The sequence below is a fragment of the Streptomyces sp. UH6 genome, from assembly GCF_013421635.1.
GTDB lineage: Bacteria > Actinomycetota > Actinomycetes > Streptomycetales > Streptomycetaceae > Streptomyces > Streptomyces abyssomicinicus.
Genome location: NZ_JACADT010000015.1, coordinates 1 through 25,644 on the forward strand (window position 1 = coordinate 1; position 25,644 = coordinate 25,644).

General features: G+C 70.7%; 30 protein-coding genes and 1 pseudogene. 5 read left to right on the forward strand and 26 right to left on the reverse strand.

The genetic code is table 11. The features are described 5' to 3' along the window. The 21 genes from HW445_RS02680 to HW445_RS02780 all read right to left on the reverse strand — a co-directional run. On the reverse strand, positions 1–702 hold a 702-nt coding region (locus HW445_RS02680; protein ID WP_306673260.1), incomplete at its 3' end, for a DnaB-like helicase N-terminal domain-containing protein. Next, on the reverse strand, positions 702–2,009 hold the full coding sequence (locus HW445_RS02685) for a DNA cytosine methyltransferase (protein ID WP_180219408.1): 1,308 nt from the start codon (positions 2,007–2,009) through the stop codon (positions 702–704). The genes HW445_RS02680 and HW445_RS02685, both read right to left, overlap by 1 nt. Next, on the reverse strand, positions 2,006–2,356 hold the full coding sequence (locus HW445_RS02690; RefSeq protein WP_180219409.1) for a hypothetical protein: 351 nt from the start codon (positions 2,354–2,356) through the stop codon (positions 2,006–2,008). Before HW445_RS02690 ends, HW445_RS02685 begins: the two co-directional genes overlap by 4 nt. Before the next feature lie 47 nt (positions 2,357–2,403). Next, on the reverse strand, positions 2,404–3,327 hold the full coding sequence (locus HW445_RS02695) for an alpha/beta fold hydrolase (RefSeq protein WP_218956496.1): 924 nt from the start codon (positions 3,325–3,327) through the stop codon (positions 2,404–2,406). A gap of 128 nt (positions 3,328–3,455) precedes the next feature. After that, complete coding sequence (locus HW445_RS02700) at positions 3,456–4,331, reverse strand: hypothetical protein (RefSeq protein WP_180219410.1); 876 nt, start codon at positions 4,329–4,331, stop codon at positions 3,456–3,458. A gap of 271 nt (positions 4,332–4,602) precedes the next feature. Beyond that, positions 4,603–5,007 carry a hypothetical protein gene (locus HW445_RS02705; protein ID WP_180219411.1) on the reverse strand — a complete coding sequence of 135 codons (405 nt, stop codon included), beginning with the start codon at positions 5,005–5,007 and terminating at the stop codon, positions 4,603–4,605. A 168-nt stretch (positions 5,008–5,175) separates the two neighbouring features. Continuing rightward, on the reverse strand, positions 5,176–6,027 hold the full coding sequence (locus HW445_RS02710; RefSeq protein ID WP_180219412.1) for a hypothetical protein: 852 nt from the start codon (positions 6,025–6,027) through the stop codon (positions 5,176–5,178). A 10-nt stretch (positions 6,028–6,037) separates the two neighbouring features. Then, positions 6,038–6,643 carry a hypothetical protein gene (locus tag HW445_RS02715; protein ID WP_180219413.1) on the reverse strand — a complete coding sequence of 202 codons (606 nt, stop codon included), beginning with the start codon at positions 6,641–6,643 and terminating at the stop codon, positions 6,038–6,040. 130 nt (positions 6,644–6,773) lie between these two features. After that, positions 6,774–7,409, reverse strand: a complete 636-nt coding sequence (locus HW445_RS02720; protein WP_180219414.1) for a hypothetical protein — start codon at positions 7,407–7,409, stop codon at positions 6,774–6,776. Further along, on the reverse strand, positions 7,406–8,176 hold the full coding sequence (locus tag HW445_RS02725) for a DUF317 domain-containing protein (RefSeq protein ID WP_180219415.1): 771 nt from the start codon (positions 8,174–8,176) through the stop codon (positions 7,406–7,408). The genes HW445_RS02720 and HW445_RS02725 overlap by 4 nt, the downstream gene beginning before the upstream one ends. Before the next feature lie 70 nt (positions 8,177–8,246). After that, positions 8,247–9,980, reverse strand: a complete 1,734-nt coding sequence (locus tag HW445_RS02730) for a type IV secretory system conjugative DNA transfer family protein (RefSeq protein ID WP_180219432.1) — start codon at positions 9,978–9,980, stop codon at positions 8,247–8,249. Positions 9,981–10,076: 96 nt separating this feature from the next. Next, positions 10,077–10,673, reverse strand: a complete 597-nt coding sequence (locus tag HW445_RS02735; RefSeq protein ID WP_180219416.1) for a hypothetical protein — start codon at positions 10,671–10,673, stop codon at positions 10,077–10,079. Positions 10,674–10,689: 16 nt separating this feature from the next. Further along, positions 10,690–11,997, reverse strand: coding sequence for a DUF317 domain-containing protein (locus HW445_RS33140; protein WP_180219417.1), 1,308 nt, complete (start codon positions 11,995–11,997; stop codon positions 10,690–10,692). A gap of 45 nt (positions 11,998–12,042) precedes the next feature. Beyond that, the gene (locus HW445_RS02745) at positions 12,043–12,627 is read right to left on the reverse strand and encodes a hypothetical protein (RefSeq protein ID WP_180219418.1); all 585 of its coding nucleotides are present in this window, start codon (positions 12,625–12,627) and stop codon (positions 12,043–12,045) included. Positions 12,628–12,655: 28 nt separating this feature from the next. Next, the gene (locus HW445_RS02750; protein WP_180219419.1) at positions 12,656–13,483 is read right to left on the reverse strand and encodes a DUF317 domain-containing protein; all 828 of its coding nucleotides are present in this window, start codon (positions 13,481–13,483) and stop codon (positions 12,656–12,658) included. 99 nt (positions 13,484–13,582) lie between these two features. After that, on the reverse strand, positions 13,583–14,386 hold the full coding sequence (locus HW445_RS02755; protein ID WP_180219420.1) for a DUF317 domain-containing protein: 804 nt from the start codon (positions 14,384–14,386) through the stop codon (positions 13,583–13,585). Then, on the reverse strand, positions 14,383–14,778 hold the full coding sequence (locus tag HW445_RS02760) for a hypothetical protein (RefSeq protein ID WP_180219421.1): 396 nt from the start codon (positions 14,776–14,778) through the stop codon (positions 14,383–14,385). The genes HW445_RS02755 and HW445_RS02760 overlap by 4 nt, the downstream gene beginning before the upstream one ends. Positions 14,779–14,799: 21 nt before the next feature. Continuing rightward, a complete protein-coding gene (locus HW445_RS02765; RefSeq protein ID WP_180219422.1) occupies positions 14,800–14,961 on the reverse strand; it encodes a hypothetical protein in 162 nt (53 codons plus the stop codon). 47 nt (positions 14,962–15,008) lie between these two features. Then, complete coding sequence (locus HW445_RS02770; RefSeq protein WP_180219423.1) at positions 15,009–15,797, reverse strand: hypothetical protein; 789 nt, start codon at positions 15,795–15,797, stop codon at positions 15,009–15,011. Between the two features lie 134 nt (positions 15,798–15,931). Beyond that, positions 15,932–16,360 (reverse strand): hypothetical protein, encoded by a 429-nt coding sequence (locus tag HW445_RS02775; protein WP_180219424.1) that lies wholly within the window; start codon positions 16,358–16,360, stop codon positions 15,932–15,934. A 97-nt stretch (positions 16,361–16,457) separates the two neighbouring features. Beyond that, the gene (locus HW445_RS02780) at positions 16,458–16,841 is read right to left on the reverse strand and encodes a hypothetical protein (protein WP_308798194.1); all 384 of its coding nucleotides are present in this window, start codon (positions 16,839–16,841) and stop codon (positions 16,458–16,460) included. A 337-nt stretch (positions 16,842–17,178) separates the two neighbouring features. Here HW445_RS02780 and HW445_RS02785 point away from each other — a divergent pair, with 337 nt between their 5' ends. The 5 genes from HW445_RS02785 to HW445_RS02805 all read left to right on the forward strand — a co-directional run bounded on the left by HW445_RS02785 (position 17,179) and on the right by HW445_RS02805 (position 20,955). After that, positions 17,179–17,634, forward strand: coding sequence for a MerR family transcriptional regulator (locus HW445_RS02785; RefSeq protein WP_218956497.1), 456 nt, complete (start codon positions 17,179–17,181; stop codon positions 17,632–17,634). 79 nt (positions 17,635–17,713) lie between these two features. Then, positions 17,714–18,733: a zinc-dependent alcohol dehydrogenase family protein gene (locus HW445_RS02790; protein WP_180219425.1), complete on the forward strand. Its 1,020-nt coding sequence runs from the start codon at positions 17,714–17,716 to the stop codon at positions 18,731–18,733. Positions 18,734–18,769: 36 nt separating this feature from the next. Then, the gene (locus HW445_RS02795) at positions 18,770–19,183 is read left to right on the forward strand and encodes a cupin domain-containing protein (protein ID WP_180219426.1); all 414 of its coding nucleotides are present in this window, start codon (positions 18,770–18,772) and stop codon (positions 19,181–19,183) included. Between the two features lie 5 nt (positions 19,184–19,188). Continuing rightward, positions 19,189–20,034 carry an aldo/keto reductase gene (locus tag HW445_RS02800; RefSeq protein WP_180219434.1) on the forward strand — a complete coding sequence of 282 codons (846 nt, stop codon included), beginning with the start codon at positions 19,189–19,191 and terminating at the stop codon, positions 20,032–20,034. Between the two features lie 33 nt (positions 20,035–20,067). Next, positions 20,068–20,955 carry an aldo/keto reductase gene (locus HW445_RS02805; RefSeq protein WP_180219427.1) on the forward strand — a complete coding sequence of 296 codons (888 nt, stop codon included), beginning with the start codon at positions 20,068–20,070 and terminating at the stop codon, positions 20,953–20,955. Positions 20,956–21,141: 186 nt separating this feature from the next. On the opposite strand, the gene HW445_RS33145 is transcribed toward HW445_RS02805, so the two are convergent. From HW445_RS33145 to HW445_RS02825, 5 genes and pseudogenes are all read right to left on the reverse strand, one after another. Further along, positions 21,142–22,686 (reverse strand): tyrosine-type recombinase/integrase, encoded by a 1,545-nt coding sequence (locus HW445_RS33145; RefSeq protein WP_308798198.1) that lies wholly within the window; start codon positions 22,684–22,686, stop codon positions 21,142–21,144. A 9-nt stretch (positions 22,687–22,695) separates the two neighbouring features. Beyond that, entirely contained in the window at positions 22,696–23,589 is an 894-nt protein-coding gene (locus tag HW445_RS33150) for a hypothetical protein (protein ID WP_257230792.1), read from the reverse strand. Then, positions 23,582–24,778, reverse strand: coding sequence for a site-specific integrase (locus tag HW445_RS02815; protein ID WP_180219428.1), 1,197 nt, complete (start codon positions 24,776–24,778; stop codon positions 23,582–23,584). Before HW445_RS02815 ends, HW445_RS33150 begins: the two co-directional genes overlap by 8 nt. Positions 24,779–24,802: 24 nt before the next feature. Continuing rightward, a complete protein-coding gene (locus HW445_RS02820; protein WP_180219429.1) occupies positions 24,803–24,967 on the reverse strand; it encodes a hypothetical protein in 165 nt (54 codons plus the stop codon). 33 nt (positions 24,968–25,000) lie between these two features. Next, positions 25,001–25,644 (reverse strand): annotated as a pseudogene (locus tag HW445_RS02825) (VWA domain-containing protein); the annotation flags it as partial.

Sequence of the window (25,644 nt, forward strand, 5' to 3'; positions counted from 1 at the left end):
CCCGGCGTGCAGGGGATGGGTGAAGTCCTCGGGCAGGAGCCACCGGACCGACGCGATGTCACCTGGTCTGGCGGTGGCGGTCGCGAGCACCAGCTGCTCCTCCTCAGCTGCTTCGAGGCCGGGCGTGAGGGCTGGTCGGGGTGCCGGGAGCCGGGGGAGGGTGCCCGCCCGCGCGGGGAAGCGGGCCGCGACATCGTCCACGAGGGCGGCGAGCACGTCGGCCTCGGCGAGCACGGCCGGGACAGGATGCGGCAAGGAAGCGTCGCCCGCTCGGCGGACGAGGCGGGCGGCGGCTGCTCGCAGACGGCGGCGGGCGTGCTCGCCCTGGACGATCCGGGCGTACGCGTGCAGGTGCCTCGGCCAGGGGCACGCCTGGACCAGTTGGTGGGGGTAGCCGGGGGTGAGGGTCGGCATCGTCGCCCGGGCGGCGGTCAGGACGACGTTCAGCCAGGTCGCGTCCCGTGCGTGCTTCTCGGCGTCGGGCGGTGGGGTTGCCCGGAGCGCGGTGAACAGCGCGCGGTGGGCCGCGTCGGCGAACTGCTCCGGCTCCATGTCGCCGAGTTCTTCGAGGCGGTGGGGCTGGAGGAGGAGGGCGCCGAGGAGGGCCTGCTCGGCGTAGTGGACCGGCTGCGGCGAAACTGGGTCGACGGCGTCGTCGCGGTCGGGGGCCGGCTCTGGGGTTGGGGTGGTCGCGTGGGGCATCAGGCGGCGAGGGTGAAGTCGTCGGGGTTGAGGGAGACGTTGAGGTGCGGGGCGAGGAGGTGTCCGGCGAGGAGCGGGGGTACGGCGTTGCCGATCTGGGTGAATTGCTGGCTCTTGTTGCCCTGCCAGGGGTAGTCGGCGGGGAAGGTCTGCAGGACGCCTGCCTCGGCGGCGGTGATGCGGATCGGGTTCGGAGGCTCGGGCCCGTCGTCGTCGGCTTGGGGCTGGTGAGGGTCGGGGGTGGCGACCCAGACGCATTCGTTGGAGCGGTGGCCGAAGAACAGGGTCCCGGCGGGCTCGGAGGCGGCCCGGATGGTGGCGTTGGCCTGGTTGTTGTTGCGCAGGGCCCAGGACCAGCGGTGGGCCTCGGCGGTGAAGGTGGGGGCGGGGCCGTTCGCGGGCCGGTTCTCGCGTGCGCCGCCGCGTGCGGCCCAGCCGGATCCTTCGCGTCGGGAGCGCAGGACGACACTGGCGGTGGGGTGCGGGGTCCAGGTGCCGCGGGCCCGTGCGTCGGAGAGGGTCTTGCGGGAGCCGGAGGGGAAGGGTTCGGGGCCTCCGCCTGGTCCGCCGCCGGCGCACACGGTGGGGACCGGGCGGTCGGTGGCACCCCAGCCCAGGGCCTCGGCCATGCTGACCCACCGCTCGCGGCCCGGGCCGAAGAGGGACTCCGGCTCGGCGACTCGGGCGTGCGTGGGCTCGGGCGGCTCCGCGGGCCGGGTACGGGAGGCGAGCAGGATCGCGCGCTTCCTTGTCTGGGGGACGCCGTAGTCGGCGGCGTTGAGGATGCCGGTCCACACCGAGAACCCCCACCCGCGCAGGACCGCCGCGTACTGCCGCCACAGGGGGAGCACGTCGGGGACTTCCTCCATGGCCACCCACTCGGGCTCGCCGACGGTGTTCAGGGCGTTGAGGTAGCGCATGGGCTCGGCGGCGAGCAGGGACCGCTCGTCGCGGCAGGCGGCCAGCAGTCGTTCGCGGGTGTCGCGTCCGGCGGCCAGGTCGGCGACGGCCTGGTGGACAAGGGGCTGGTCGACCAGGCCGAGCCGCTTGCCGGCCATCGACCACGCCTGGCACGGCGGGCTGGCGATCACCCCCCGTACCCGGCCCAGGAACGGCCGCACCGGATACGCCGCGACGTCCGTCCGGATGGTCAGCTGTCCGGCTGCGGCGCGGGTTCGGCAGGCCCACGGATCCCATTCGAGTCCGACGTCCCGCACGCCGAGGACGGACAGAGCGTGGCTCCAGCCGCCCGGTCCGGCGAACAAGTCGATCACGAGGGAGCGCGTGGGCAGGGTAGCGCGGTTCATCGCGTGCGAGAGGGCCGGGACGGGGATGTGCCGGCCGCCGGCGGTCGTGCCGTGGCGAGGGCTGCTCGGTAGGTGCTGCCGCCGACGACGCCGGGGTCGACCTCGATGCTCAGGCCGGCCGCGGTGACGAGTGCCTCGGCGAGGTCGACGAGGTTCTTCATCGCGATCTCGTCCATGGTGTCCGGGACCTGGTGCCAGACGTCTCCGGAGACCTGGTGGCGTTCCAGGCCGAGGCTGTCCAGCAGGGTCAGCAGCGTCTCGGGGGCTCCGGTGCGGGTGTCGGCGAAGATCGTTCCGTCGCGGTGATAGATCCGGACGTCGGTGTCGTGGGCGTCGGCAAGACTCATGGAACTCCTGGCGGGGTGGGCGGTTGTTGCGGGGGAGCGGCCGGCGGTCACGAGGCGAGACCGAACCCGTCGGTGCCGTGCGCGGCGAGGGCGGCGATGCGATTGCTGATCAGGTCCGGGTGGCGGATCGGCAGGGCGTGCGTGGCGCGCGGCACGATCTCCAGCCGGGCGCCTGGCAGGAGGCCCGCCAGGTGCGCGGTGTCAGCGGCGGGGATGTGCCGGTCGTCGGCGCCGGCCATCAGCAGCACCCGGGAGCCGAGCCGCTCCAGCACGCGCAGGTCGTGCGGCTGGTAGTGGTGCAGGGCCTGCCACAGGGTGAAGAGGTCTGCGGTACGGGTGTGGCGCACCCCGTGACGGCATCGCGGCGGACCGTCCACCGTCCCGCCCTCGGGGCGTTCGGTGAGGGCGTAGCGGTGGGTGGGGGGTAGGTGGCGGCGGGCCCAGTCGACGACGGAGGGGGCGTGGGCGAAGGCGAGGGCCGCCAGTCCGCGGCCCGCGGCGACCAGGAGGGCGCGCGGGCGCAGGCCGGGCAGGATGCTCGCCTGCCGGGCGGTCGCCGACAGCAGCACCATGCCGCGCGCACGCGACAGCAGGGCGGGCCGCCGGGCGACGAGGTCCTGCAGGAGGAGGGCTCCGAGCGAGTGGCCCGCGAGCACGAGAGGGCCGGCCGGTGCGCAGGCCCGCACGACGTGGTCGAGGTCGTCGGTGAGCTGTTCGACGGACAGCGGTGCCTGACCGCGAGGGCTGTGGCCGTGGGCGCGCTGGTCGTAGCGTAGGACCCTAAATCCGTGGGCGGTCAGGTGCCGGGTGTGGGCACGCCAGAGGTCGGCGGTGACGGACGCGCCGTGCACCAGCACGACGGTCGCCGCATCCGGGCGGGGGCGTGAGGGGGCGTCCATGTAGACGGTCAGCGGGGTGCCGTCGGAGGCGTGAGCGGTGACGATCTCGGTGGGGAGCTGGGCGGGAGACATGGCGACCTTGAGCGAAGGAGGGAACGAGCAGGCTCGGGTGGCGAGTTCTGGCAGGTGGGGTGCCGGAAGCCTTGTGGCCCGTTCGTCCTGGCGGGCTGGATGAGGGGACGGGTTCAGGCGTGCCCGCTCTACGTAGCGAGGCCGAAGTCGTCCTGCGTCATGTCCGGGGCGGCTCCGCGGCAGGCCCAGGGGGAGCAGCCCTCGACGATGCCGGCTTCGAGTTCCTCGGCGTCGACGCTGTCGTCGCCGAGCCGGCGCTGCATGGCGGCCCACTCGGAGGCGGTGACGTGGTCGATGGGGGCCTCGGCGAGCGGGACGCGGGAGCGGTGCAGGTACGCCTGGCCGAGGAGCTGGTTGCCGGTCGCGTTGGCGCGGGCGTTGCCGTTGCGGATCGCGGCGTCGAAGGCGACGACGTCCTCCCACTCCTTCGGGGAGGTGTCGCGGATGTGCCGCCACTGGGCGTTGCCGTGGAACGGGCAGCCCAGGCAGCTGGACTTCGGAGTGTCGGCGAGACCGATGGAGGTGAGGTAGCGGACGCAGTCGTCGCGGCTCCAGCCCAGGTCGATCAACGGGTGCCGGTTGCGCATGTACTTCACGTCGGCGTCCTTGGCGCGGTGGAACTCGTCGGTGGAGATACCGACCCACTGCTCGACGAAGACGCCCTTCGGGACGCGCACCGGGTGCGGGTATCCCAGAAGCTCCCGAATTTGTCGTTTTATCGGTTTTATTTTGTATTCCCCTGTGCACTGGCGCCGGGTCATCCCCGGCCTCCCGTCGGCGTTCAGGACGTACAGGGGCATGGAGGCGAAGCGGTGGTCCGGGTCGAGGGCGTCGTTGCGGATGTTGCCGGAGGAGACGCGGAGGATCGGGATGCCCGCCGGCCGGGCTATCTCCCGTTCGAGGCGGTCGAGATGGTCGTAGACGGCCTTCGGTTCCCAGCCGGTGTCGGCGAAGATCGCGTAGTCGACCTTTGGGAGCACGCCGCGGGCAGACAGGGCGAGCATGGCGCTGGACTGGACTCCGGCGCCAAGAGAGATCGCGCGGAAGCGGGGAGACGGTGCGGTTATTGCTGCTCCTTGGAGAGAGGTGAGGTGTGCGGGTCCGGCGAGCCTCCGGGTGCGCAGCGGCGGCGTTCGGCCTGCCGCGGGTGCGCTGACCTCCGAACGGGGGGCCTTCGTGCGGCACTCCCGGCGGTCACCGGTGCGGAGGCGCCTTGTGGACTGCTGGTGGCTGGGCTGCGGCGGTAGCTGACCGGGGGTGGGCTGGTGCGGCTGGTCAGCGGTGTTGACCGTTTGGTCCAGGGGGTGATGTGGGTGGGGCGGGGTGAGCGGTCTCGGCGTGACTTGCCTGTGGGACGGGCGGTTGAGCCGGTGGCCTGTTGAAGGCAGGCGCGGCGAGGTCGAGGGCGGCCGCGATCTGCTCGGCCTGGTCGTGAGCGGTCCGGAGACCTTCGGCGACGTCGGCGGGCAGCCGGTCCCACTGCGCGCGGTACTGGTAGCGCTGGATGATCTCGGCGCCGTTGCGTAGCTGCTCTGCGAGCTGGTGCAGGATCGCGGTCTGCTGTTCGGGACCGGCCGTGTGCGTGGCCTGCAGGAGCGCGTCGAGAGCGGTAGGCAGAGGAGCATCGTCGGCGGGGAGGCCGAACAGTTCGGCGTGGAGTGCCTGGGCGAATGTGGTCACCGGTCCGCCTCGGCCGCGGTGGTGGTAATCGGCTGCCGCCAGTCGGCGAGCGGCGAAGTGAACGGTCACGTCCCGGGGGGCGGCGCCGGGTTGGAGCTGGTTGGCGAGCGCGCGAGCGAGGTCGTGCGCGGTCGGGATGCCGGAAGACGCGGCTACCTCCAGGTCGGTCTATCGGGTGGCGGATCGGGCGGGGGAGACGGCCGGGCGGCTTGCGGGCCGCGCGGTGCTGGGCGGCGTGGAAACACCGGAGCGGCGTGCCTGCCGCGGGGTGGCGACGGGCAGGGCGAAGAGTGCGGTCAGTGCCGTACGGCCGTCGGGCGTGAGGTGCAGGCGTTCGTCGTGGAGGGGGAGCGGGCACGTCTCGCGGTGCACAAGACCGCGGCTCTCCAGGGAGCGGACGGTGCTCATGCTCAGCCGGAACTCGTCGGGCCGGACGTGCGCCCGGTCCTGGACCCGGTCGAGGGTCACTCGCCCTGCCGCGACGGCTTCCAGCGCCCTGAACTGGGTGCGGGACAGCCCGGTGGGCCGGTGCTCGATGGGAAGGTGCTGCTGCGCGTGCAGTTCTCCGGCGAGCAGTCGGGCGGTGGCCAGGCAGTCTTCACTGCCGAGGGAAGTGAGCTGCCGGGCGAGGACGATGCGGCGCCCGGCCTCGAGCAGTGGCGTGCCATAGCCGGCGACCTGCCCGGCACCGGACGCCGGTGTCCCGTCCAGCAGTAGGTCCGCGGCGTCGAGGATGTGGTCGGCGGCCAGGAGGGCCAGCGCGCCGAGCTGGGCCAGACGCTCCATGGCGGCTTTGACTTCCGGGGAGCGGTACAGGCGCGGCATGGTCTCCACGGTGTCGGAGACGTCCATGGAGCTGCGGGCCAGCGCTTGGGTGCGGGGTATGACGCGCTGGACGAGGTTGCTGCCCGGGTTCGGGCCGCGCAGAAGGGCGAGGTCCCGCAGTGCGTCGTGGTGCCGGGTGAAGTCGGCGGCGAGGGCCAGCAGGCGGTCGGGGATGGTGGGGGTGGTGGAAGACATCGTCTCTCGGCTAACGCGCAGGACGCTGGGGCGTGGGTGTGGACGGCGGGCTGGGCCTCGTCGAGGACCGCGAGCCCCGGCGGGGCGCGATGGGGAAGTCCGCCGGTGTCGGGATCCCGAGGTTGATGAGGGCGGTGAGGCCCTTGGCGTGGGCGTGCGGCTCGGCGCGGACCACGGTGTTGACCAGCGCTCTTTCGTCCATGCCGCAGGGCGGCTGGTAACTGGTCTGGTCAGCCGAGAGGGTGAAGCCCTCTGCTTCGAGGAGGGATTGGCCGTTGCTCGTTTCGGCGGTGGCAGTCATGGCGCTGTGGGAGAACCGGAAGCGCACATCGGGAGCGGGTCGTCCTGCGGGGTGCCAGCGGGTTGTCCAGGCGAGGTCGACGATGTCCAGGGTGTGCTCCAGGAGATCGGCCAGGGCGTCGCCGGCTCGTGTGTGTGCCTCCTGACCTGTGCTGGGGGCGAGCAGGTAGGCGGTGCGGCCGCCTTGGTTGTGGGCGATGAACCCGGCATCGGTCAGGATGCGAGGGCCTGCACGCAAGGGCCGGTTGAGCAGGGCGAAGGTGTATCCGTCGTCGGTCGCGCCGACGAAGACGTCGTGGTGGTCGGTGATGGCCAAGCGGGTCCTTCCTGGGTGACGGGTCGTCCTGGCGGGGCGGTCACGGCGCTCGACGCGTGGTCCAGAGGGGGTTCCTCTGGACGGGTGTCTGCTGACCGCGGACAAACGCGACGGAGGTAGGGCGTTGGTCTCAGCGCTTCCGTCTCGCCGCGGCGGAGAAGGGGGACGCCACTGGGGAAAGCCGGTGTGGGGCTGGGGGGATGGCGGCGGGGGTGGCGATGCCCAGGTCGATGTGACTGGTGATGTTCTGCCGGTCAAGACGTAGGTCGATGCGGACGGCGGCGCGCACCTTCTCCCGCTCGGTGAGGCTGTCCGATAGGGCGAAGTCGCCGTCCGCGTTCTCGTTCACGGTGCCGAGCTGCCGCAGGGCCGCTCGGGCTCGAGAGCTGTCGGTGACGATGCTGACCTTGTTGCCGGTGAAGAAGATGCGCACCTGGGGGTCGGCGTGCCGTGGACGTGCCGTCCAGGCAAGGTCCGCCATGTCGGCCGTGTGGGCGCAGAGTTCGTACATCGCCTGTTCGGCCTGGTGGAGTGCGTTGGTGGGCGGGAGCAGGTAGACGATCCGGCCGCGATGGTCGACGGGGGCGAAGCCGGCCTTCGTCAGCACGCGGTGGGCCGCGCCCAGGTAGCGGCGCTTGTCGCTGTTGAGGACGGCGAAGGTGTGTCCGTCGTTGGTCGAGCCGAGGAACACCTCGTGGTGATCGGTGATGGCCAGGGGGACTCCAGAGCGATAGGGGAGGTCGGTGTTGGGCCGCGTGGGCGTCAAGGAGTGGACGGAGACCGGCGAGGTGCGGGGGCGCATGCCTGGGCGGCCTGGGCGACGGCGTGATGGACGTGAGGGTTCACCGCGGCACCGCGGATCGGGGTGATGAGCGCGCTGGTGCTGTGCTGCACGGGGTAGGGGATGTCGCCGAATGCCCGCTCGACGGGGATGTCGGAGGCGATACCGGCGACGAACTGGGCGACCAGACGTTCCGGGGCGTCGGTGAAGACGGCGCTCCACTCGGTGTCGAAGCCCTCGTACAGCGAGGCGTTGACGGTCCAGGTGGCTGGGTCTTGCGAGGTGTGGCGCAGGGTGCAGTGCCCGTCGGGTGAGGTGAAACCGTTGCTGTCGCGGTGGGCGGTCCACTGATGGCCGGCGGCGGCGCTCGACGGGCTGCCGACGGTGAGGGGGATCTGCTCACAGTGCCGGTGGTCACCGAGAAGCTGTGGCAGGGCCTGGGTGACGGCGGCGATAGCCTCGACCGGTGTCTGGCGGGTGAACTTCACTTCCCAGTTCGGCTCGTGGTGGGCGATGGTCCACCAGACGCCGTCGAAGCGCATGGGCTCGAAGGTGATGAACAGGCAGTGATCCGGGCTGTCGAGAGTGACGAGGCCGGTCGCCGGGTCGTGGGTGGTGTGCCAGTCGAACAGGTGGGTCAGCGGGCCGATGACGTTGCCCAGGCTGTCCGCACCGATGCCGGCGAGGTACCGCGGGGAGATGAGGACGCGGTCACCGAGTGAAGGGAGAGGCTGATGCTGGGTGTTGGTCACGGTCGCCTATCGAGGGGGTTGTGGCGGAGTCGAGCGCTCGCGTTGGAGTCGGCGCAGGCTTTGAGCCGTCTCACGGGGCCGATGTAGTACGCAGCGCAGGGGCGCCCGCCTTGGCGACGGCGCGGGCGGTGATGGCCTTGGAGACGCGGGCGGAGGCGGCGGCGAGCTGGTCTGCGTCGGGCTCGAGGTACCAGGGGCGCAGGTCGAGCATGGCGGCCCGCATACCGGTGGCGAAGCAGAGGGCGGTGCCCTTGGGGAGGGCGCGGATCGCGTCGGCGGGGAGGATGCGTTCCTGCCGCATGGACACGGAGGTGGACTTCCCGGACTCCGAGGTCGAGGTGGAGGTGGTCTCGACGTCGTGGTCGCCGATAAGGCGGGAGAGCTTGTCGGCGAAGTCGGGGTCGTCGATACCGGAGCCGATGACCTTGATGGTCGAGGCGGACCACATGGCGTCCATGCCGGCGTCGCCCCAGACCTTCTGGCCCTGGCGGTAGGACTGCAGGATGGTGATCGGGATGATCCCGCGTGAGCCGAGGTGGGAGTAGAGATCGGGGAGGTCGCTGATCTTGCAGACGTTGGCGGCCTCGTCGAGGATCGCGAGCATCGGCGGGTCGAGACGGCCGCCGGCTCGCTCGGCCTGGGCGGTCGCGGCGCGCATGACCGAGTCGGCGCACGCGGCGATCAGCGCGGAGGCACCGCCACCGCCGTCTTTCGACAGCAGGTAGAGCGTGTCGGTGGAGGTGACGAACTCCGACGGCCGAAACTCGGCGACGTCCTTCTGCGGGGTGACCCAGGCGGCGATCTCGGAGTTGAGGAGGGCTGCGGCGTACTGGCGGGCGGTCTCGTAGATGCCGTCGCGGGTCTCGGGCGGTCCCTCGACGGTGCCCTTCAGCTGGGAGGCGACGGCGGTGAAGTCGTGGTCGCGGAGGATGTCCAGCGGGGTGCGGTCGGCGGGGAAGGCGAGCCAGCGCATCACGTCGGTGATCGGCCGCTCGTCGAGGGCGGCGGCGAGGAAGAGCTGGGCCAGGATGTTGGATCCGGCCTTGGACCAGAAGTCGCCCTGCTGGGAGGCGTCCACCGAGGCGGCCAGGAAGTGCCCGGCCAGCCGGCCAGCACCCTCCAGCGTTTTGGCATAGGCCAGCGGGTTCCACCACATGGTCCGCTCGGCGTGGGCGATCTGCTGCGGATCCATCGACCACACGCGGCCCACTTGGGAGCGGGCGTCGAGGGTGGCGGTGTAGGCGTCGCCGGCCGCCTTGTTCGAGGTCAGCAGCACCGGCCCCGGAGCGGCCAGGATCGACGGGATCGCCAGCGATGTGGTCTTGCCGGAGCGCGGCGCCATGATGGCGACGGCTACGTCCTCGTATCCCATGCGGACCTCTTGGCGGGTGCCCTGGAGGTTGCCGAGGAGGATGCCGGCGTCCCGAGGGGCGACCTGCTTCGCGTTCTTCAGGCTCGGGCGCAGGGAGCGGGCCTTGTCGGTGATGGCCTTGGCGAGCAGCGGCTCGATGTCCTTGGCCTTCGCCATGCCGGCGACCTTCTTCCCTCGCACGGCGCGGTTCTTGTACCGGGAGCGGACCATGAAGGCGGCGACGGCCGCGGCGGCGACCAGGAGCCCGGGGACGACGCGGGTGGCGAGGAGGGTGGCGGCCGGGCCGAGGTGTGGCCAGAGCTGTCCGGGGTGCAGGAGCGCGGCGGTGGGCTGGTAGGCCGCCCACCGGTCGGAGCCGGTGCCCCAGGCGGCGAGGTTGCCGCACAACCAGGCGGCGTTCGACAGGGGAAGGGCGACGGCGAGGACAGCCATCAGGACGCGGAAGGCTATGTCGTAGCCGTCGGACGTGGTGTTCGGAGATGGCGCAGGCACGAAGAGGGTGACTCCAGGGGCGAGGCGACGGGACGTTCAGGCGCGAGGGCGGGGGCCGGGGCCCTGCGTCGGCGGGGAATCCGGCGGAGTCGCGGTGTGCCGTCTGGTCAGGGCCTGGCGGAGGGCGGGGGCGTGCTGGAGGGTGGCGTGGATGTCCAGGAGCGCCCGGCCGTGCTCGCGCCACTCGTTCAGCGGGTGCCACGCCTCCTCGTCGCGTTCGCCGATCGTGTCGTCGTAGGCGTCGGTGCCCGGTACGGCGTTGCGGGGCAGCGTCTCGCGCGTGGTCTGCCACTGCTGCTGCAGGTTGTCGATCTGCTCGAGCGCGGTGCGCAGCACGCCGAGTTCCCACGGCCAGCAGGAGCGGGCGAGCGCGGGCGGAATCCGGCGGAGTTCCGCTTCGGCCTTGGCCAGCAGTTCCACGGCGCCGCCGCGTACCTGGTCGAAGGCTTGCCAGGTCTCGGCGTCGCGCTGGGCGGCGCGGCGTCCGTAGGCGTCCGGGTGGAGGGGCCAGCCGTCGGTGTCGGTGTGCTCGTCGGAGTAGGCGTCCCACGCGGCGAGGATCTGCTCGCTCTCGTGGAGGAAGCGATCGAGTTGGCGGAGCAGCTGCTCGTGCTGGGCGGTGTTCGTGGTCATGGTGGTGGTGGCTGCCTCAGATGGTGCGGACGACGGGGGATGCGGCGGGCGGGGGAGGCGGTGAGCTCTGCCTGGCCTGTCTGCGATACAGGCGGCCGAGGGGCGACATGAGGCGGTGTTCGAGCTCTCGGCCCGCCGTGGTGCCGGCGGCGCTGAGCGGCTCCTGCGTGACGAGATGGGTGTGCGGCACGTCGAACATCTCCCGCAGGGCCGGGGCGTCGCTGCTCAGGGCGAGGGCGAGGGCGCGGAGAAGGTGCTGCGGTGTGGTGTCGTCGAGGGAGGCCCGCCAGACGATGTCCGCGCCGAGGCCGGGGTCGGGGAAGGTGGCCTCGACGGTCCAGAAGAAGTGCTCGGTGGTGGTGGCGGTCCACCGGCTCACCCGCAGGGTGCGGTGGGGGTGGCGGGCGATCTCGGTGTCGAGGTCGTCGTCCCGTTCGTAGGACCAGCCGGCTTCGGCGAGCACCGGCCACACGTCCTGGTCCTGCTCGCGGGGGGTTGGATGGGCCAGGGGGTCGGTGAGCGCGGCGATGATCTCGACGGGGGTGTGGGCCGTGAACTCGGCCTGCCAGGGACCGTGTTCGGTTGTCCCCTGGAGGTGCCACCACGGCTTAAGGCCGTGCGGTTCCGGTTCCAGCACGATGGTGTGGCGGCGGCCGGGACTGGTGAGGGTGATGCCAGGGCGTTCGATGTTGGCGGTTGCGTTCCAGCCCGCCGCTCGCAGGCTCCGCGTGATGTAGCGCGGGTCTCCCTGTCCTGCCAGGTGCCGGGGGCTGGTCTCCATCCAGACGGCGCGGGTCGGCTGAACGCGTGGGGTGGTCGGTTCTGGGTGGGCGGCGGCGTGGAGGTCCTGGAGAACGTGGCCGTTCTCGGCCCAGACGCGGATCTGCGGGCGGCCTTCGGCGTTGCGCTCGGCGATCATCTCGCGGAACGTGGGTGTGCCCGGTGTGGCGTCGGCCTCCATGAGTTCGCGGTGGTCGATCCACTCCTGGTGGAAGAAGTTCAGCTGCGCCACCGACCTGCCGAGTGCGTCCAGCGTGTCCGCCCAGGTCGGGTCGGTGAGGTCGTCGGGCAGTTCGAGGAGCTGAGCGTGCGCGGTCCGCAGGAGGGCGGGGGCGTGGAAACGGATCCGGTTGAACGCCCGCCACAGCTCGGCGTCGCGCTGCCGGACGAGCGGGGAGCGGGCGTACGGCCGGTCGGACGGCGGCTCGCCGCCCTCGCTCAGGCGGGCGTGCCAGTCGTCGTCGATCCGCTTGGCGTCCCGGAGGAAGAGGGCCAGCTGCCGCAGGTTCTGCGGCTGTTGCCCTGCGGAGTGGGGGTGGTGCACGTGGGCCTTTCGTCGAGGGGCCGGAGTCCGTGAGTGGAGCCGGTGTTACCGCCGTGCGGGCTGCGGCCGGGTGCCGGCCCGCGCGGGAGCGGCAGCCGGACGCGGCGGGAAGCCGGAGGTGGCGCTGCGGGCGGCCTTGTTGATCTCGCGGATGGCGTGGCCGTGGGTGGCCCACTCGTTGAGTGGAGCCTGGGCTTCGGAGAGGTGGGCGGCGCGGGCCTTGTCGAAGGCGGGCGCGCCCGGGCCGGCGTTGAGGGGAAGGCCGTCCCGAGTGGTCAGCCACTCTTCGTGCAGGGTGTCCAGGCGGTCGAGTGCGTCCTGCAGGCCGGTGAGCTGCCAGGCCCAGCGGCTCTGGACCGCCCCGGCGGGCAGGAGGACGAGCTGGCTGCGGGCGGTGGCCAGGAGATGGTGGCCGCCCTCGCGGAGCGCCTCGAAGCTCTCGGCGACGGCCGCGTCGCGGGTGGTGGCGCGACGGTTGTAGGCGTCCTCGTCGACGGGCCACCCGTCGAGATCGGTGTACTCCTCGGAGTAGGCCCTCCAGGCGGCGAGGAGACGGTCGCTCTCACGGAGGAACCTGTGGAGGTCGCGCAGCAGCGCGCGGTGGGCGGACGGTATGGAGGAAGTCGGCATCGGAAGGCTTTCGGGATCGGTACGTGGGTCAGCGGTGTGCCGGCGTCGCCGGGCTCGCTGTCCGTGAGGGCGGGCTGGTGGTCGGCCTGGCCGCGGCCCGGGCCCGGCGTCGGGCGGCGCGCACCTGGCCCCGGAGCACGTCGAGGCGCGAGGTGTGGGCCTCGACCAGCTGCTGGCCGTTGCGCCTGCTCGGCTCCTGCACGGCCTGGTGGTGGACGCCGTCGCTGAACTGGGAGCGCAGGAGGGGCGCGGAGTCGGTGAGGGCGGCGGCGAAGGCGTGCACCAGCCGTCCGGGGGTGTTGCCGTGGAACACGGTGCGCCACCAGTGCGGTGCGTGCTCGTGCTGGTAGTCGCGGACTTCGATGTACCAGGGGTTGGCGAGCATGTCGTCGTCGAGGCGGGAGATCTGGCACAGGCCGTCGGGTGAGTGGGCCTGGCGTGCGGAGGTGACCGGCCAGCCCGCCTGACGGATGGTGTGCCACGCGTCGGGATCCTCGGCGCCTTCGGTGGGCGGGGTGACGAGGGTGTCCGTGACCGCGGCCACGATCTCCACCGGCGTGCGGTAGGAGAAGGACGCGTACCAGTGTGGTTCGTCGCCCCCGGTGTGGTTCTGCAGTGACCAGTAGTAGAGGTGGCTGGTCCCGTCGAGGATGAGCCGGCGGTCGACGTCGTCGCTGCGGAGCACCATCAGGGGGTTCAGCGGGTCGGAGACGAGCGTCCATCCGGCCGCCGCGAGGCCGTGGGTGACGTGGCGGCCGTCGCCGGGGCCTGCGAGGTGACGCGGGCTGGTGTTGAAGAGGCTCTTTGTGTCGTGCTCGGCGGCGAACGAGGCGAGCTGCCCCTTACTGAGCGGCATCGGTCGTCTCCCGCAGAGGGTCAGAGGACGCCTTCAGCGCACGGGCGGACGGGCCCGGTTGCGGCGGTGACTTCAACAAGGCTCCTGCGAAGTGGCGGTTCAGCGGCGGATGGCGGTGTGCCTGGCGGCGGGACGGGTGGCCGGCGTGGTGCCGGGAGGACCGGATCCGGTGGCGCGGGCCCAGGCGGCGGCCCGCGCCGAGTGCACGCGGGCTTCGTGCGCCGCGGAGAGTTGGGAAGGCAGCACCGAGACGGAGGTGGTCTGCAGGTCACGGATCGGCGGGAGCGAGCCGCGTGGGCGCATCACCGGCCGCGGGTCGGACAGACCGGCGGCGAACGCCTGGACCAGGTGCATGGGGGTGGAGGGCGTGAGGGTCGCCATCCAGCCGAAGCCCTCCTCGCTGCGGGCCGCCGCCCACCACAGCGCCCCGTGCGGGCCCTGGTGGTACTGCAGCCACGCCGTCCGGTCCGGGCTCCGCGCGGTGTACCAGTCGTTTTCCGGGCCGACCTTCCACCCGGCGCGCTCCAGGGGCGCCCACACGTTCGGGGCGTGCGCCGTCCGGGGCAGGGTGAGGGCGTCGGTGAACGCGGCGACGATCTCCACCGGCGTCGCCTGCCCGAACGTCACCACCCACGGCTCTTCGCCCTTCCGGGCGGCCTTGCCGCTGATCGTCCACCCGGCAGGCGAGCCGTGCGGGTCGTACCCGATCCGCACGCTGCCGTCCGGACTCCATGCCACGGTCAGGCCGTTGGGCCGTCTCGTGAGGGGCCAGCCGTCGGCGGCGAGGAACTCGAAGACGTGCCGCAGGTCGCCCCCGCCGGCCAGAGCACGCGGCTCGACGAGGTAATGCTGCTCCGGCCGCTCGGCGGCCGGCTGCCGGGTGCGCCGTCGCGATCTGCTCACCGGCGGCGCCGGACGACGAGCGGCGACGCGGCCGACGGCGCGGTGGCGGCCAGGGCAGGCCGGCTGCCCATGGCGCGGAGCGTGTCATGGTGCTCGTCCAGGTCGAGACAGATGTCGTGCAGTTCGTTCGAGGCACGACCGAGAGCGAGCCACACCTCCGCCGGGAGAACTCCGCGTTCGGCCTGGTCCTTGGCAAACAGGCTGCCGGTGACCATGAGGCGCGTGACGGCGCCGAGGACGCCCTTTTCGTCATCCGGGTCCAGGACGCGGACGATGACCTGCACCGCCTGGTGGGCGGGGAGCTGGGAGAGCTGATCGGCGAGTTGACCGAGCTGGTGGGTGATCTGGTCGGCCAGCCTCACCGGAGAGGGCGGGAATTCGGGCTGGGACATGCTTCTCCTGGTGGTGCGCGGTCAGTGGTGGTGCGGGATGCCGATCCGCGGTGCGGGACGCAGATCGCTCCGTGCACGCGAGTCGGTCGGACTCGTGGCGTCGACGGGGGCGATCACGACGCATCGGCGCAGGTAGCGGCGGAAGACAGCGAGCGCGAGCCGGGGCTTGAGACGGGCGGACATGAACGGGACCGTGCGGCGGATGAAGGCGTCCTGGCGGTCGGGGCGCTTCACCGGGACCGACCGGTGGCGGCTCGTGCCTTCGCCGGTCGCGGCGTGGGCGTCGAGACGGTGGTGGCGGGCGGCGCGGCCGGGGGAGCCAGAGCGGTGGCGATCCCGCGGGCGGCGAGTTCGGACCCGGCTCGGCGCACAGCACGGGCCTGCACGGCGGTGTCGTCACCGCTCAGCCGGTAGACCCCGGTGCGCTCGTCATGGGTGAACCCGTTGGCCAGCAGGATCGCCGCGGCAGCCTCGGTGGCCGGCGACGCGGCGAGGTCGCCGTCGCTCTGCCAGGTGAGGACCAGACGCTCGGGCTGCGACGGGTGGACCAGCTCGGTGCCGGACGGGTCGGCCAGCCTCGCCGCGTTGACACGGACCTGGGCGACGGCGGCCTCGTAGCGGGCCAGGAGGTCGCCCGTGATCATCTCGGCGGCGAGGAACGGATCATCGCCCAGGGCGATGCCGTTGGGCTCGCGGATCCCGCGGAACGCCTCGGCCGGCAGATCCTCGGGTGCGAGCGCGGCGGTGAGGAAGCCGTCCCGGCCGTCGTGCCGGTCGAGCAGGACGAGCTGGGCGCCGTCCTCGCGGGTCAGGACGGCCAGGTGTCCCGGCGGATGGGTGGCGAGGGACTCGGCCACCAGGTCCAGGTCCCACGTCCGGTCCGCGACGGCGGCGAGAGCCTCCGCAGTGGGCGGGAAGTGGTGGATGCTGCGCCAGGTGCCGGGGAGTTCACCGGCGAGGACGTCGGCGAAGGAGGCCAGACGGCCGGGGTCGAAGGGGTGGAGATCAGGGTCGGGCATGAAGTCCTTCAGCAAGGGGGGAGGGGGGTGCTCCGGGGGGGCGGCCCCCTCGGTGGAGGGTGGGGAGCCGGTCGGCCGACGGGTATGCCGGGTGCACGCGTGAGTGCTCGCTGACCGATGTCGGCGTGGAGCGGTCAGGCGGTGGGGGCCTGGGCGTCGTCGGTGTGCACGAGCTGGTTGAGGCCCGTGGTGGTGTACCAGCCGCAGTCGATGAGGTCCGTGCGGTCGGCGAACCGCGGGAGCAGGTACTCCTTCATCGCACGCAGGTGGATGAGGCAGTCGGGGCACCGGCGGCGCAGGTGGATCAGGTACCTGGGGTGAGCGGTGAGGTAGGTCTGCGGGCCGCCGTGGGGGTTGCGGACCCGCCAGCCGTCCTCCTGGGTCGGCAGGTGCCAGGAGGGGGCCACGATCCCCATGGCATCACCCCAGAGATCACCCTGGGCCATGCCTCGCAGGACGAGCACGCGGTCGCCGGGCTGGAAGTGCTGGTGGGTGATGTGACGCGCGGGCGTGAGCGGGTCCGGGGTCGGTATCAGCAGCGGGGGGTGGGGGTGCGGGAGCATGGGCCGTGTCCTTCCGCGGGGCGGTGCCGGGAAGAACGATGGTCCGCACGATCGCCGATTTGGCTGACCGGCGATCGTCGGCTATGTTCCCGCCGCGTCAGAACGGGTTTTCGGTGCCGCGGTCGTCGGCGCCAGCCGCGTCGAGCAGCTCCGGGAGATCGGTCCCGTCCGCGTCGCGCTGGTCGATCCACCACCCGGCTCGGGTGATCGGACGGGCCTTGTCCTCGAGAGAGGCCCAGTCCGCCTCGTCCCAGGTGCCCTCGGTGACCAGGGCCGTGTAGGCGGCGGTCATGAGCTGGTGGCGGCACCGCTCCCCCCACGGGATGGCGCGTTCGGGGCCTTCGAGCGGCGGCATGCCGAACTGCTGGGCCCAATCGGCAGCGGCCTGCTGTTCCTCGGCGCGCTTGGCCGCGAGCCACTCCTCCCTGGAGGGACGGTCCGCGTCGCGGGCGGCCTTCCAGCAGTCGGTGCTTATCTGCACTTCACTCGAATGGCTGAGGTGCCCAGGGCATCAGGGGGGCCACCACAACCGCCAGCCTTCTCTTGCTGCGGGAAGGTGCCTGCGGTGTTGACGGCTTGCGGGCACTCGCCCTCCATGAGGGGCCGCCCCACCTTGACAGCCAGTGCAAGCGATCCGGTACGACGGAGCCCGGCTGGTCGCCAGCCCGTCCAAGCGGGCTGACGCCTCGAGTCGTAATCTTTGGGATGGTGCAGGCTAGCCACTCTGGCCCGGCAGCAAAGAGTCGCGTGAGGGCGAAGAATCTGCAGGTCAGGGAGATCTTTGACTTCGAGTGCTGGAAGTTTTTACAGTCGATTAAGTGACAGCGGACATCGGCGGGCGAACTCATACGATCAAGGAAGTGGCAGCTCTTACGGGGCTGCCTGCCAGCACGCTGCGTTATTACGAGTCCATCGGTGTGATCGCGCCGGTCGCCCGGGGTGAGAGCAGCGGGCACCGGGTCTACACGGATGCGGACATGAACCTTCTGATCGGGGTCGCCTGCCTGGCGGCGACGGGAATGTCCGTCAGCGAGATGCGGCATTACGTCGAGAACGGCAAGCTCGGCGCCGCCGCGGCAGAGCAGCAGATCGCGTTGCTCAGCGAGCGCGCCGAGCACCTTGCCGAAGAGGCCCGGCTGATGCGGATCCGGCGGAAGTACGTCAACCTCAAGATTGATTACTGGCATGCCGTAGCCGCTGGCGACGACGCAGGGGCCGAGCGGCTTGCTGAGGATGCACGCTCGCTCGTCAAGCAGCTCAAACCGGCTGGGTAGAGCGAGTGGCTCGCGGTGCGGACCTCCGAGTCCGGCCCGGCGATCCGTGCTGTCTGCGAGTAACTGCAAGGGAGCTTTCATGCGTCAAGTAGTGATGACGAAGCCCGGAGCGATCACGGTAGAGGAGCGCCCCGACCCGAGGATCGAGGAACCGACGGACGCGGTCATCCGGGTGACCGCCTCCTGCATCTGCGGGTCCGACCTGTGGCCGTACCGCGGGGTGCAGGACATCGACCACCAGGTTATGGGACATGAGTACGTCGGTGTGGTCGAGGAGGTGGGCCCCGAGGTCAGGACGATCAAGGTCGGCGATTTCGTCGTGGGCTCGTTCTGGGCGTCGGACAACACCTGCGAGATCTGCCTGGCGGGTTACCAGTCCCACTGCGTGCACCGCACGATCATGGGGTCGATCGGCACGCAGTCCGAACTGGCGCGTATCCCGCTGGCCGACGGCACCCTGGTGGCCACACCGGGGATGCCCGACGCGGACCTCGTTCCGTCGTTGCTCGCTGCCTCCGACGTGCTGGGCACGGGCTGGTTCGCCGCGGTGGCGGCGGATGCCGGGCCCGGCAAGACGGTCGCCGTTGTCGGTGACGGCGCGGTCGGCCTGCTTGCCGTCCTTGCCGCGAAGCAGCTGGGCGCGGAGCAGATCATCGCCTTCAGCCGCCACCCCGAACGGCAGCGGCTGGCCCGGGAGTTTGGGGCCACCGACATCGTCGAGGAGCGCGGCGACGAGGGCGCGCAGAAGATCAAGTCCATGACGGGCGGTCTCGGCGCGCACAGCGTCATCGAGGCGGTCGGCACGCAGGAGGCCATGATGCAGGCGATCCACGCCGCACGTCCGGGCGGCCACGTCGGCTTCGTCGGCGTTTCCCACGACGTCAGCATTCCGGGCGACCTGCTGTTCGGAACCGGCATCCACCTCCACGGGGGCCCGGCCCCGGTCCGCGAGTACTTGCCCGAGCTTATCCGGCTGATCTGGGACCGCGCGATCGACCCGGGGCGGGTCTTCGACCTGACGCTTCCGCTGGAGCAGGCGGCCGAGGGCTACCGGGCGATGGACGAGCGCCGCGCCGTCAAGGTGCTGCTGACCCCTTGACCAGGCGAAACTGCAACACAAGCACGGAGGACAAGCATGAAGTACACCAGGAGCGGTGGAGCGAGCGCCGTCGGACCGGAGTCCTGTTTCACCGGAGCCGTCCTGATCGACGGGGTCCGCGGTCCTGACGGGCAGAGCGCCGTCGGCTGTGCCCACGTGAGGTTCGCGCCCGGAGCCCGTACCGCCTGGCACCACCACCCCAAGGGCCAGACCCTGTACGTCACGGACGGCATCGGGCTGGTGGCGACCCGCGCCGGAGGCGTCCAGGAGATCCGCCCCGGCGACGTCGTCCACATCGAGCCGGGCGAGGAGCACTGGCACGGCGCCACCGCCGACCGGTTCATGGCGCACGTCGCCATGCAGGAAGCCGACGACAACGGCGAGGCCGTGACGTGGCTCAACCACGTCAGCGACAGCGAATATGAAGCAGCACAAGGAGCACGGTCATGAGCAAGATCCCCCAGGTCACCCTGAACAACGGTGTCGAGATGCCGCTGCTCGGCTTCGGCGTCTTCCAGATCCCGCCGGAGGACACCGAGCGCGCCGTCACCGAAGCGCTGGCGGCCGGGTACCGCTCGATCGACACCGCCGCGGCGTACCAGAACGAAGAAGCCGTCGGCCGTGCGCTGGCCCGCAGCGGCATCCCGCGCGAGGAACTGTTCGTCACCACCAAGCTGTGGATCCAGGACGCCGGCGAGGAGAAGGCCAAGCGCGCCCTGGAGACGTCCTTGGGCAAGCTCGGTCTGGATCGGCTCGACCTCTGCCTGATCCACCAGCCCTACGGCGACTACTACGGGACCTGGCGCAGCCTGGAGGCCGGCTACCGGCAGGACACCGTGCGCGCCATCGGCGTCTCGAACTTCCACCCGGACCGCCTGACCGACCTCATCACGCACAACGACGTGGTCCCGGCCGTCGACCAGGTCGAGACGCACCCTTACTTCCAGCGGATCGGCGACGAAGAGGCGATGCGCAAGCGCGGAGTGCGGATGGAGGCGTGGTCCCCGCTCGCGCAGGGCCGGCACGGCCTGCTGCAGGATCCCGTGCTGACCGAGGTGGCACAGGCCCACGGCAAATCGGTCGCCCAGGTCGTCCTGCGCTGGCTGATGCAGCGTGAGGTCGTGGCGGTGGTGAAGTCGACCAAGCCGGAACGGATGCGCGAGAACCTCGCCGTCTTCGACTTCGAGCTGACCGATGGCGAGATGACCCGCATCGCCGCCCTCGACGGAACGAGCGGTCCGGGCTTCGACCACCGCGACGCGGACAGCGTCGACTTCATCAACAGCATGCAGCTCACCTGACCACGCCCTACCGACCAGCCCCCAGGAGGAGCCATGACAGAGACACTGACACTGAACAACGGGGTCACGCTGCCAGCGATCGGCTACGGCGTGTTCCAGACGCCCCCCGACGAGACGGCGGCAGCGGTCGAGACCGCGCTCAAGACCGGGTACCGGCACATCGACACGGCAGCCGCCTACAACAACGAGCGCGGTGTCGGCGAGGGCATGCGCCGCGCCGGCCTCGCTCGCGACGACATCTTCCTGGAAACCAAGGTATGGGTCTCGGACTACGGCTACGAGGAGACGCTGCACGCGTTCGACAAGAGCGCCGCCAAACTCGGCGTCGACACGATCGACCTGCTGATCCTGCACCAGCCCATGCCCCAGCACTTCGACCGTAGCCGCGAGGCATACCGCGCACTGGAACAACTGCTCACGGACGGCCGGGTCCGCGCCATCGGGGTCAGCAACTTCATGCCGCACCACCTCGACGCCCTCATGGAGAGCGCGATGGTCACCCCGGCAGTCAATCAGGTCGAGCTCCACCCGTACTTCACGCAGCGGGCCGTCCAGGAAGCCAATACCGCCAGGGGCATCCTCACTCAGGCATGGTCCCCGATCGGCGGCATCACCTTCTACCCGGGCTACGGCGAGGACCGCAAGAGCGTCCTGGACGACAGCACCGTCCAGTCCATCGCCGCCCGCCTGGGCAAGTCCGCCGCGCAGGTCATGCTGCGCTGGCACGTGCAGCAGGGACGTTCCGCCATTCCGAAGTCGACCAACCCGGGACGTATCGCGGAGAACTTCGACGTCTTCGACTTCGAGCTCAGCGACGCCGACCTGGCACGTCTCGACGCGCTCGACACCGGGCGGCGCGGGGGCCCCGACCCCGACGAGCGGGACCCCTCAACGTGGGACTTCGAGGTTCCCGAGGCGTAATCGCGGCAAGCCGCGCGAACGCTTTCTCGCAGGGAAGGACTCGCGAGCCCCTGCGCGGCCGCATTGCCGGTGATTCAGGTATCTCGCGGAACTCGGAGTCGCTCTGGTCGAGCCATCAGCCGGTACGGCTGAGGCTTCGCCGCCAGGGCCTGGGCGAGGCATGGAAGAGCGTTGCCCGGCCGCCGTTCACTGCAAGGTCATGCCCTGCCGAGGCTCCGGGTTGCCCAGGTGGATGGGCGGGCGGTGGGCGAGGCGCCGGGCTTCAAGGCGCTTGGCGCGCAGAAGCTGGAGAGTGAGATCGAGTCCTTCGATCTCACCTGCCCACCCTTCGGTCTGGGCGCGGGCCCGGCGGGTGACGAGGTCGGCTTCGAGGTCGTCGAGTCGCCTGATCATCGTCGGGTTGACCTGGAGCATCGGGCAACGGATACAGGCGTGTTCGTGACGGCACGGGGACCCGTAGGGGCGTGCGCAGGAACCAAGTTCGACCTTGCGTTTGTCGAAGTGCTCCTCAAACTCGGGCCACTCTTCGGTGCTGACGCCGCGGTACTCATGGTCCGGGCGCAGTCGGCGGCGTTCGCTGAGGTGTGCGAGGTAGTGGCGGACGATGTCCTCGTCGAACACCGCGACGTAGCCGCGGGTGGTCTGGATGTTGAGGTGGCCGAGAAGGGCGGCGCCGATGTGGATGGGCAGTCCGCTGTTGACGAGATCGGTGGCGAAGATGCGGCGGAAGTCGTGCGGGGTGAACGTGACCGAGCGGAAGGCTGGATGACGTTCGGCGAGGTCTGTGCAGCACCGCGCGAGCATGTGTACAACGGTGAACGGGCTGATCACGCTGCGGGTGGAGCCGATCCTGCGCTGGAACAGGAACGGCATGGGCGGGCTCCAGACCTTGTCGTGCGGGTCGAAGCGCCGCAGCACCGGGACTGGGCTGCCGTCGCGGGTGTGTCTTCGGATGACGGACGCGATCACGTGGAACAGCTCGGCGGACATCGGGATGACGCGTTCGCGGTCGGTCTTGGACGGGCTGATGACCAGGAGAGCGATCATCTCGCCGTCGGTGCGCTGGTAGTGGCGGACGCTGAGGTGGCTGATCTCGCACAACTCCTCGATGCGCACGCCCGAGTGGCGGAGGGTCTCGACCGTGGCCCAGTCCCAGAAGGCGGTCTCCTCCTCCGTTTCGATGTGGATCAGCCTCCCGCTGTCGTCCCGGACGCGGACTGGGGCGTGGCGACCGCCGCGGATGAGCGTGAGGTCTTCGGCTGTCCGGACGCGACGGTAGGTGCGGCCGTGGTGAGTGAATGCCCCGTCGACGAGGGCTGCCGATGCCTGTTCCAGGAGTGTCCGGGTGTGGTCGTAGCGTTCTTCGACGTGCCGAACCAGCAGGGGCAGGAGGGGCTGTCGCTGACGGGTTCGCTCGGCGGACCGCTCGTTGATCCGGCGGCGGCGTCTGCCCAGCCCGTGCAGTTCTCCCGGCGGGACGGGACATGACGCGACCCAGGGACCCCACCGCTCGGGTTCGTCGGCGGCCCAGGTGTGCAGGTCGTAGTAGAAGCTGCGGACGGCGATGACGATGCTGTCGATGCCGGTTCTGGGCCTGCCGTCGTGACGCACGCCGACCTCCTGGCGCCAGCGACTGTAGACGTCGGCCGGAATGTTCAAATCGGCCTGATCGGGGTTGATCTCCTCGATGCAGTGCCAGAAATGGTGGGCGACGGCGCGGACGATGTTCACCAGAGAGGCTTAGTCGGTATCAAGCCGGCGGCGGTGGAAATAGTCGAGCAGGAGCCGACGGACGCTCTGGTTGCGGAGGGGGTGACGGTCGACGAGCTCTTCGAGCGTGAGTTGCCCGCGGTGCAGAGCCTGTCGCAGGGTGGCAGGTGCGCCGTGCGGGAAGTGGCCCATGGCGTGCAGGACGTTCCAGGCGGCATGGCCGGCGTGCGTGTTGGCGTCCTTCTTCCCAGGGCGTAGGACGGCCTTCGCCTTCCGTGACTCGTGGGCATGGTGGAGCAGGGCTGCCGGGGTGAGGTCGGCGAAGCCGATGCCCTGGACGGCGAGGAGGCAACATACGTCGAACAGCGCCCGGCGTTTGTGGAGCCAGGAGACGTCGTGGAGGGCGACCTGCTCCGCGTACCTCTCCAGCACGGGATCGTTCTGCGCGGTGATGAACTGCTCGGCGAACCCGTTGAAGTTGTGCCTGCTCATCACGAGCAGAGTCGGCTGGACGACGCGAAGGCAGAGCAGAGCCCTGAGGCCGACGCCGTTGTTCCGGCCCGATCCGTTGGTGCCCAGGTCACCGACACTGATCTCGCCGCGTCCCAGCGGACTGGCGTCCCAGCGCTGTTGCCAGGTGACTCCCTCGAACCCGCTCAGGTAGGACAGGACTCGCCGGGTTGAGGCGCGGTGTTCATTGGCGGTTGCTGCGGCGGCGTCCGGCAGCGCGGCGTGCGCGAGCCGGCCGATGAGGTGGGGTGTCGCAGCGGACAGATCGCCCTGGGGGCATGGTAAGACGGTTGCTGTGCCCGGCGCTGCGGCGATCAGACTGCGGTGGAAGGCAGTGGAGGAGTCGTCTGGCTTGTCGTCGGTGGGCCCGTGGCGGCGGCTGCCTCCTGTGGTGGGGCGGGTGAGGTCAGCCACCGAACACCGCCTTGATGTCCTCAGCGGCGTAGCCAGCGGGGTAGTGCCTGGCCGGGCGCGGGGCGGAGTAGTGATCGGCGAGACGGTCGAAGAGTTCCTCGACCCGGATCGCCAGGTAGCGGCTCGTGGTCTGGATGTTGGCGTGCCGCATGATCGTCTGAACTTCCGGCAGAGTGAGCTTGCCGCCGTTGGCCATGCGATAGGCGGCGGTGTGCCGCAGGTCGTGCAGCGACCAGTTCGTGCCGAGCAGCGCGTTCGCCCGTTGCATGACCCGGCGCATCGCCCAGTAGGTCAGCGGACGATCACGGCCCCGGCGGGATCGCCAGACCGGTTCGCCCTCGGCAGGACTGCCCACGGTGTCGAGGTAGAGGGCCAGACGGAACAGGCCCTGCGGGGAGACCGGAACGGCTTCCCTGGCCCGGCTGCCTTTGCTGATGACGTAGATCCGCTGGCCCGACCAGTCGACATTGGCGACGGTGATACCAAGGAGTTCCTCGGCGCGTGCCCCGCTGGAGACGAAGATCTCCAGTAGGGCCCGATCCCGGTCGCAGTTCATCGCTGCGAACAATTCATCCCACAGCCGGTCGGGGATCGACCGCGGCGGACGGTCAGGCACCCGCTGACGCAGTCGAGCCCGGCCCACCACTGGGGTCGGCTCCAGCGGACTGCGATGCCCCAACGCACGCCGCCGCTGAGCCGAGTTCGGCACTGGATTGACGACCGGTCCGCGGCCTTGATGGGCATGAAACTCGTAGAATCCGCTGATCACCGTCAGAGCGTGGTTGATGGTCCGCAGGGCGTACCCGGCGCCGAGGGACGACTTGCCCGTGCGGACGTTGACCGTACCGGCGACCGGGCTGTCAGCCCGGATCCGTCGGCGCTGCGGGTTGGCAGCCGAGCGCAACCACCCCGTCAGCAACGCGACCTCGGCCTCCGTAGCCCGCTCCCACTCCGTGCCCAGCAGCCACAGCAGGCGGAACCACCGCAGCATCCCGAACCCGTAACTCCGGCAGGTCAGCGCACTGCAATCACCCAGTGCCAGGTCCCTCAGAAACGCGTTGACCGGCTCGACCTCGGCTCCAGTCGCATCGAGCATCACGTACGGCGGATGTACCCGGTCGGTGTCCACGACTTGCCCCAGCCATGGGATTCCATGGCGGCCTTCCATTAACTCAACTCGTAGATCCACTACTTGCTCCTTGATCTCGACCTGTTACGTCAGACCTAACGAGGCGGGACTGGTGCAGTTAACAGAGCAGTCCCGGTCGGCCAGCCAGCGGGCGTAACCGGCGCGCCGGTCGGCGGGGCGGTTGGCCAGGTCGTGCTCGATCTCGTGCCCGCAGGCGTGTTCGACGGTCCACTTCGTGCGGATAGCCATGTGGTTGTTCTGCTCTCTGTCTTCTGTGTCGTCTCAGCGGGTCCTGCGGATGGCGTCTGTGGCCGCCGTGGCGATGGCGGCGGGAGCGCTGGCGGGCCGGGGCAGGTGCAGCAAGGTGGTCCCCGGCAGGTGCTTGGACTCGGCGGTGACGGTGAGTTGGAGTACGGCGCAGCCGGCGGTTGTGAGCTGCTTGACGCGGGTGACGGCTTGAGCTGTTTCGTCGCTGCCGTAGTGGGCGTCGGTGACGATCACGAGGAGGCGGCCGGCGCCGGGGCGGCTGAGTTCGAGGCCGTGGTCGAGTGCGTCGATGGCGTCGCCGAGGTTGTGGTGGCCGCCGTCGGCATCGAACGTCGTCACGCGCTCCGGCGCTCGGTGGGTGGGCCGGACCAAGGCGGTCAGGTACCTGTCGTAGGCGACGGTGGCGGTCAGGGAGTCGGGGTCGGTCAGGGCCGCTGCGCGGGCAACGATCCAGGCAGCGGACGCGACGGGGGCGCAGGCGGCACGCATGGAACCGGAGACGTCGACGGCGATACCCACACGCAACGGCGGGGTGGGGGAGTTCCGGCGGCGGGTGTGGGTGAACGGTTCCGCGGTGGGGACCGACCCGGCCGCGCGCTGAGCGTCGCGGGCAAGGGCCGCGCGCATGTTGAGGCGGCCGGGCGGGGTGGGGCTGGTGG

Excerpts from the sequence above, each read along its gene's own strand:
- HW445_RS02820 (WP_180219429.1), bottom strand. The coding sequence starts at position 24,967 with ATGGCTATCCGCACGAAGTGGACCGTCGAACACGCCTGCGGGCACGAG.
- HW445_RS02770 (WP_180219423.1), bottom strand. The coding sequence starts at position 15,797 with ATGCCCGACCCTGATCTCCACCCCTTCGACCCCGGCCGTCTGGCCTCC.
- HW445_RS02730 (WP_180219432.1), bottom strand. The coding sequence starts at position 9,980 with ATGGCTGTCCTCGCCGTCGCCCTTCCCCTGTCGAACGCCGCCTGGTTG.
- HW445_RS02710 (WP_180219412.1), bottom strand. The coding sequence starts at position 6,027 with ATGTCTTCCACCACCCCCACCATCCCCGACCGCCTGCTGGCCCTCGCC.
- HW445_RS02760 (WP_180219421.1), bottom strand. The coding sequence starts at position 14,778 with ATGTCCCAGCCCGAATTCCCGCCCTCTCCGGTGAGGCTGGCCGACCAG.
- HW445_RS02750 (WP_180219419.1), bottom strand. The coding sequence starts at position 13,483 with ATGCCGCTCAGTAAGGGGCAGCTCGCCTCGTTCGCCGCCGAGCACGAC.
- HW445_RS02805 (WP_180219427.1), top strand. The coding sequence starts at position 20,068 with ATGACAGAGACACTGACACTGAACAACGGGGTCACGCTGCCAGCGATC.
- HW445_RS02745 (WP_180219418.1), bottom strand. The coding sequence starts at position 12,627 with ATGCCGACTTCCTCCATACCGTCCGCCCACCGCGCGCTGCTGCGCGAC.
- HW445_RS02735 (WP_180219416.1), bottom strand. The coding sequence starts at position 10,673 with ATGACCACGAACACCGCCCAGCACGAGCAGCTGCTCCGCCAACTCGAT.
- HW445_RS02695 (WP_218956496.1), bottom strand. The coding sequence starts at position 3,327 with ATGTCTCCCGCCCAGCTCCCCACCGAGATCGTCACCGCTCACGCCTCC.
- HW445_RS02795 (WP_180219426.1), top strand. The coding sequence starts at position 18,770 with ATGAAGTACACCAGGAGCGGTGGAGCGAGCGCCGTCGGACCGGAGTCC.
- HW445_RS02765 (WP_180219422.1), bottom strand. The coding sequence starts at position 14,961 with ATGTCCGCCCGTCTCAAGCCCCGGCTCGCGCTCGCTGTCTTCCGCCGC.
- HW445_RS02700 (WP_180219410.1), bottom strand. The coding sequence starts at position 4,331 with ATGCTCGCCCTGTCTGCCCGCGGCGTGCTCCCAAAGGTCGACTACGCG.
- HW445_RS02775 (WP_180219424.1), bottom strand. The coding sequence starts at position 16,360 with ATGCTCCCGCACCCCCACCCCCCGCTGCTGATACCGACCCCGGACCCG.
- HW445_RS02685 (WP_180219408.1), bottom strand. The coding sequence starts at position 2,009 with ATGAACCGCGCTACCCTGCCCACGCGCTCCCTCGTGATCGACTTGTTC.
- HW445_RS02790 (WP_180219425.1), top strand. The coding sequence starts at position 17,714 with ATGCGTCAAGTAGTGATGACGAAGCCCGGAGCGATCACGGTAGAGGAG.
- HW445_RS02690 (WP_180219409.1), bottom strand. The coding sequence starts at position 2,356 with ATGAGTCTTGCCGACGCCCACGACACCGACGTCCGGATCTATCACCGC.